Source organism: Allobosea sp. 05T433 (genome assembly GCF_056396065.1).
Genome location: NZ_JBFTKS010000079.1, coordinates 1 through 5,776 on the forward strand (window position 1 = coordinate 1; position 5,776 = coordinate 5,776).

6 protein-coding genes and 1 pseudogene are annotated in these 5,776 nt (G+C 64.8%); 6 read left to right on the forward strand and 1 reads right to left on the reverse strand.

All coding sequences use genetic code 11. The annotated features are described in order from the left end of the window. Positions 1-172 precede the first annotated feature (172 nt). The 6 genes from istA (at position 173) to AC1DGP_RS34900 (ending at position 5,331) form a co-directional block, all read left to right on the forward strand. Entirely contained in the window at positions 173-1,711 is a 1,539-nt protein-coding gene (gene istA, locus AC1DGP_RS34875; RefSeq protein WP_476833250.1) for an IS21 family transposase, read from the forward strand. A gap of 17 nt (positions 1,712-1,728) precedes the next feature. Further along, on the forward strand, positions 1,729-2,481 hold the full coding sequence (istB, locus tag AC1DGP_RS34880; RefSeq protein WP_476833251.1) for an IS21-like element helper ATPase IstB: 753 nt from the start codon (positions 1,729-1,731) through the stop codon (positions 2,479-2,481). A gap of 105 nt (positions 2,482-2,586) precedes the next feature. Continuing rightward, positions 2,587-3,102: a sensor histidine kinase gene (locus AC1DGP_RS34885; protein ID WP_476833252.1), complete on the forward strand. Its 516-nt coding sequence runs from the start codon at positions 2,587-2,589 to the stop codon at positions 3,100-3,102. 49 nt (positions 3,103-3,151) lie between these two features. After that, on the forward strand, positions 3,152-3,517 hold the full coding sequence (locus AC1DGP_RS34890) for a response regulator (protein ID WP_476833253.1): 366 nt from the start codon (positions 3,152-3,154) through the stop codon (positions 3,515-3,517). Positions 3,518-3,641: 124 nt separating this feature from the next. Beyond that, the gene (locus AC1DGP_RS34895; protein ID WP_476833254.1) at positions 3,642-3,923 is read left to right on the forward strand and encodes a hypothetical protein; all 282 of its coding nucleotides are present in this window, start codon (positions 3,642-3,644) and stop codon (positions 3,921-3,923) included. 298 nt (positions 3,924-4,221) lie between these two features. After that, positions 4,222-5,331: an IS110 family RNA-guided transposase gene (locus AC1DGP_RS34900; RefSeq protein WP_476833255.1), complete on the forward strand. Its 1,110-nt coding sequence runs from the start codon at positions 4,222-4,224 to the stop codon at positions 5,329-5,331. Positions 5,332-5,595: 264 nt separating this feature from the next. Here the strand turns inward: AC1DGP_RS34900 and AC1DGP_RS34905 are convergent. Next, positions 5,596-5,776, reverse strand: a pseudogene (locus AC1DGP_RS34905) (hypothetical protein); the annotation flags it as partial.

Consider the following 5,776-nt stretch of genomic DNA (forward strand, 5'->3'; position numbering starts at 1 on the left):
TGCGGATTCCGATTGAAGCGGGCGGGGTATTCCGAAGCGAAGCCGGCAGGGCATTCCGATTTGAAGCCGGCATGTGATTCCGAGATGAAGCCGGCACCCTGAAGGGGGTGTTGGAGGCCTGGGTCAGCCACTCTGGCAGACGTTTTCCGTATCGACCGAGACGGAGACCGTGATGCCTGCGAAGAGGAAGCTGACCATGAGACAACTGCGGCAGATGCTGCGTTTGGCTGAGGAAGATCTGAGCCCCGGCGAGATCGGGCGTCGTCTTGGTGTGGCGCGCAGTACCGTGCAGGGGAACCTGGCACGAGCCCGGGAAGCCGGCCTGTCCTGGCCGCTGCCGGCGGAGCTGAGCGATGATGCGCTGGCAGGCCGGTTGTTCGCGCGATCCGGTGCTCTTTCGGGGGCGCGTCGCCGCCCCGAGCCGAACTGGGGCGACCTCGTCGTCGAGCTGAAGAAGCCCGGCGTGACGATGGCGATCCTGTGGGAGGAGTATCGCGGCGTCCATCCGCAGGGCTACGGCTATAGCCGTTTCTGTGACCTCCTGCGCGGCTTCCAGCGTCGGCTGTCGCCGACCATGCGTCAGGAGCACGTCGCCGGCGACAAGGTCTTCGTCGATTATTCCGGCAAGAAGCTCGGCATCGTCGATGCCCGGACCGGCGTCATCCGGGAGGCCGAGATTTTCGTCGGCGTGCTTGGCGCCTCGAACTTCACCTTCGCCGAGGCAAGTTGGACCCAGGCCCTGCCGGACTGGATCGGCTCGCATGTGCGGATGTTCCGGTTTTTCGGCGGCGTCCCCCGCCTGATCGTGCCGGACAACCTGARGGCCGGCGTCAACAAGGCTTCGTTCTACGATCCGGATCTCAACCGCAGCTACGGCATGATGGCCTCGCATTACGGCGTCGGCGTACTGCCGGCCCGCGTCCGCAAACCGCGCGACAAGGCGAAGGTCGAGAACGGGGTCCGCTTCGCGCAAAGCGCCATCCTTGGACGCTTGCGCAACCAGACCTTCTTCTCGCTGGCCGAGGCCAATGCCGCGATCCRCGACGCCGTCGACCGGATCAACRACCATGTCATCCGGCGCCTTGGCGTCACCCGCCGCCATCTGTTCGAGACCGTCGAGCRGCCGRCCCTGGCGGTACTGCCCGAGGATTACGAGTTCGCCGAGTGGCGSCTGGCCCGCGCCGGCGTCGATTACCACGTCGAGTATGACGGCTATTTCTACTCCGTCCCCCACGGCCTGATCCGCGAACAGGTCGATCTGCGGGCCACCAGCCGGACGATCGAGGTCTTCCATCGCGGCCAGCGCGTCGCCGCTCACCAGCGCCGCTATGGCGGACGCCGGCACGGTACCAACCCCGATCACATGCCGAGCTCTCACCGGCGCTACGCCGACTGGAGCCCTGAACGGCTTCGGCGCTGGGCGGCGACGGTGGGCCCGAGCACGGAGGGCCTGGTCATTGCCATCCTGGCCAACCGCCCGCATCCCGAACACGGCTTCAGAACCTGCCTCGGCGTACTGCGCCTGTTCCGCGACCTCAAGCCGTCCCAGGCCGAAGCCGTCTCCGCGCGCGCCCTCGAGATCGGCGCTTTCGCCTACCGCGCGGTTGCCGCCATCGCCGCCAGACAAGCCGCGGCACCAGCCAGGACCTCCACCGAACCCGCCGCCATCATCGAGCACAGCAATCTGCGCGGCCCCGGCTACTTCCACTGACACCAGGAGACATCATCATGTTGATCCATCCCACCATGACCTTGCTCGCCGRGCTCGGACTGCACGGCATGGCCAAGAGCTTCCAGGAGCTCCAGGCCCAGCCCGAAAGCCGCGCCCTCGAACATGCCGACTGGCTCGCCCTCCTGCTCGAACGCGAGAGCACYGCGCGCAGCCAAAAACGCTTCGAGAACCGCGCACGCACCGCCAGGCTGCGCCACAACGCCAGCATCGAGGATGTTGACTTCAAGGCGTCGCGCGGCCTCGACCGCGGGCTCTTCCTCAGCCTCGCCGGCGGCGACTGGATCCGTCAGCATCGCAGCTTGCTGATCACCGGGCCGGCCGGCGTCGGCAAGAGCTGGCTCGCCTGCGCCCTCGGGCAAAAGGCCTGCCGCGACGATGTCTCGGTCGCCTACCATCGCGCCCCGAGGCTCTTCACCACCCTGGCCCAGGCCCGTGACGAGGGCCGCTACGCCCGCCTGCTCAAGGCGCTCGCCAGGGTCGAACTCCTGATCATCGACGACTGGGGGCCGGAAAAACTCGACGATACCCAGCGACGCGATCTCCTCGAACTCACCGAGGATSGTTACGAGCGCCGCGCCACCATCATCACCAGCCAGATCCCCGTGGACCGCTGGTACGAGATTATCGGGAATCCCACGATCGCCGACGCCGTCATGGATCGTATTGCCCACAATGCCTACCGCATCGAACTCRCCGGCGAGAGCATGCGAAAACGCCAGTCGCAGAGCCCTCCAGCCACGATCGCTTGACCGTCAAATCCATCCACGACAATCATCAGGAACGACCCAGGCAAATCACCTCGCACCTGCCGGCTTCAAATCGGAACAGGGTGCCGGAATGAAATCGGAACAGGGTTGTCGCAGACGATGAAGCATTCCGGGAACCTTGAGACCGCCACCGAGCGCATCTCCGGGCGGCTAAGCGCTCTGTCTAGTGCCCAGGACATCCTGACCGAGACGAGCTGGAGTGCCGCCGACATCGCGCACGTCGTCGACAGCGCATTGCGGCCCCATGTCGACGCGTCGGAACGGGTGAAGGCGCTCGGCCCCCACGCCGAAATTTCCGCGCAGCAGGCGCTTGGCTTGTCCCTGGCAATGCATGAACTCGCGACCAACGCGATCAAATACGGAGCCCTGTCAGTGCCGGATGGGCGGGTCGACATCGACTGGCTGGTGGCTTCCGACCGGACGATTCGGTTCGAGTGGCGAGAAAGCGGCGGTCCTCCCGTAAAGGCAGGGGATCGGAAAGGATTTGGGTCCAAGCTCACGGAGCGAATCGTCCCCGCCTACTTCGGTGGCAAGGCGGGCGTTCACTTCGATCCGACCGGCCTCCGCTACCTCTTGGAGGGCGTCCTGGAGACGGACGAATAATTTCCTCGTTGGCTCCGAAACGAAACCGACCGATTTGAGTTAATCCCTGATGTCCCGCTCCGCACCTATCACCGTCCTTGTCGTCGAGGACGAGCCCTTCGTTCGTATGGACGCCGTCGACATGGTCGAGGAGGCCGGCTTCATCGCGGTTGAGGCTGCGAACGCTGACGAAGCGATCCGCATACTTGAGACTAATCCCGACATTCGGATTATCTTCACCGATATCGACATGCCTGGCTCGATGGACGGCATCAAGCTCGCCTTTGCGGTTCGCGAACGGTGGCCGCCAGTCGTCATCATGATTGCGTCGGGGCATCAAAAGCCTCTTGCGGCCGACCTGCCCGCGCGCGCCCGCTTCTTCGCCAAACCTTATGAGCACGCGGCCATCAAGGCCGCGCTTCGGGAAGCCGTTTAGTTCGCAAGAGGAGACGGACCTAGCCCGTCACCATCGCCCCGGCCAGCGGCTTCCCGTGATGGACCGGGGATCGGCCGTGACGTGGCGTCCGAGTGCAATCCTGGTCCTCGCTGTCGAGCTCGACTTGGGCACCAACGACGCTTTCGACCGCGTGGGGACCTGGTGGATTCTGGTGCTTGACCGACCTCGGGCAAGCCGACGTTCGCAGGCCAGTGGCCGCGATCACAGCTTCACCCTCGAGGCCGTCGACGGTGCGCGCCCGAGGGCAGGAGTCCGTAAAGGCTATGTGCATGCGATCGTCATCGAGGCCTATGCCAGCGGTCGGCTGCAACGAACCTATGCGAAGGCGCGCGCCCGGCCGGGCTGCTCCCGTATCGAGCGCACGCTCGGAATGATTGCGGCCTGAACCTCAGGCAGCGCAAACCTCGGAGCCGCCGTCGGGTTAGAATGACGTGGCGGCTCAAGGCCAGAGCTCAGGGAGACCCGTGTCTTGATTGTCTTCCTGAGCTTCGGTCGCCTACTCAGGCGGCGCAGCAGCATGGTCGCGGGTCGCGTGGCCCCACGGTGCCCCCAAGAGCTTCACCGTTAGACCCCATGATCGCGGAGTGAGCTGACTGGGTCGGCGGCCTCTCCCGCGGCATTCTCCGTTCGAGGGTTGCGCCAGATTGGCTGGTGCCGAGCCTCAAGAATGGGGGAGAGACCGGATGCAGAATAGCACGTTCATCGGGCTGGACGTCCACAAGGCCACGATTTCGGTCGCAGTTGCGCGGGGCGAGCGTGGCGGCGAAGTCCGCCACTGGGGATCCGTCCCGCACCGACCCGATCATGTCCGCAAGCTGGTGGAGAAGCTGGCTGCGGACGGATCGCTGCTGCATTTCTGCTACGAGGCCGGACCCTGCGGTTATGGCCTGCACCGCCAGTTGGTCGAGGCGGGCCACGACTGTATCGTGATTGCGCCCTCACTGATCCCGATCAAAGCCGGGGACAGGGTGAAGACCGACCGCCGCGACGCACTGATGCTGGCGAAGCTGCATCGCGCCGGAGAATTGACGCCGGTCTGGGTCCCGGACCCGGCGCATGAAGCGATGCGCGATCTGATCCGAGCGCGGGCAACGGGAATGCGGACCCTGGGCAAGGCGCGGCAGCACCTGCAGGGCTTTCTGCTTCGGCATGGCCGGATCTATCAGGGCAAGAAAGGCTGGACGGTGGCCTACCGGCGCTGGCTGACGACTGTGCGTTTCCAGCACCCCGCTCAGCAGATCGTCTTCCAGGACTATGTTGACGCGGTCGCCGACACCGAGGCCCGGGTCGCGCGCCTGACCGCCCAGATCGCCGATTTGCTTCCGGTTTGGAGTCTGGCACCGGTGGTGGAAGCCGTTCAGGCCATGCGGGGTGTCGCCTTCATCGTTGCCGCCACGGTCGTGGCCGAGGTTGGGGATTTCCAACGGTTCGACAACCCGCGGCAATTGATGGCCTATCTCGGCCTTACCCCCTCCGAGCATTCCAGCGGTTCGACGGTGCGCCGTGGCGGGATCACCAAGGCCGGCAGTGGGCTGGCGCGGCGCGCACTGATCGAGGGCGCTTGGAGTTACCGGATGCAGGCGCGGGTTAGCCGCAAACTTCACGACAGGATCGAGGGGTTACCCCAAGCGGTGCGCGATATCGCCTGGAAGGGCCAATTGCGGATGTGCCACCGTTACCGCCAGCTGGTCGCGGCCGGGAAGGCGAAGGTGATCGTCATAACGGCCATTGCTCGCGAGATGGTGGGCTTCATCTGGGCTATCGCGCGGGCCGTGACGGCTGCCCCGATCTGAACCACGAGGACACAGGCGAAGAAGGAAGGCGCCCTGATCATGCCGATGCGCAAGGTTGGGGACGGAACGCGGTGGGGAACCCTCGTGCCCTGTTATGAGCCGACACGGTCGACGCTCGCTTCTTAGAACGAGGCAGCCCCAGGACGAAACCACGGTCATGCGGTAGCCAACCCGCGCATGAGAGCTTGCTCAACCGTCGTCTCAGTTCCGTCTCCTACCCTGCGCATCTACATCACGCAGCACCCGGTGAAGCCGGGACATTCGTCATGAAACAAGGGTTTGACGGCGATCATGAGAGCAGGCTGTTGAAGAAGTCGTCCTAGGGCGGGCGATGAAGGTGGAATCGTCACCGTTGTGGACGCGGATTTCGCCCTTGAGGGAGCCGTCCGTTTGAAGTTTGGCCCATCCGTCGCCCGAGACCTCGTCCATCTCATCATTGCCTTGC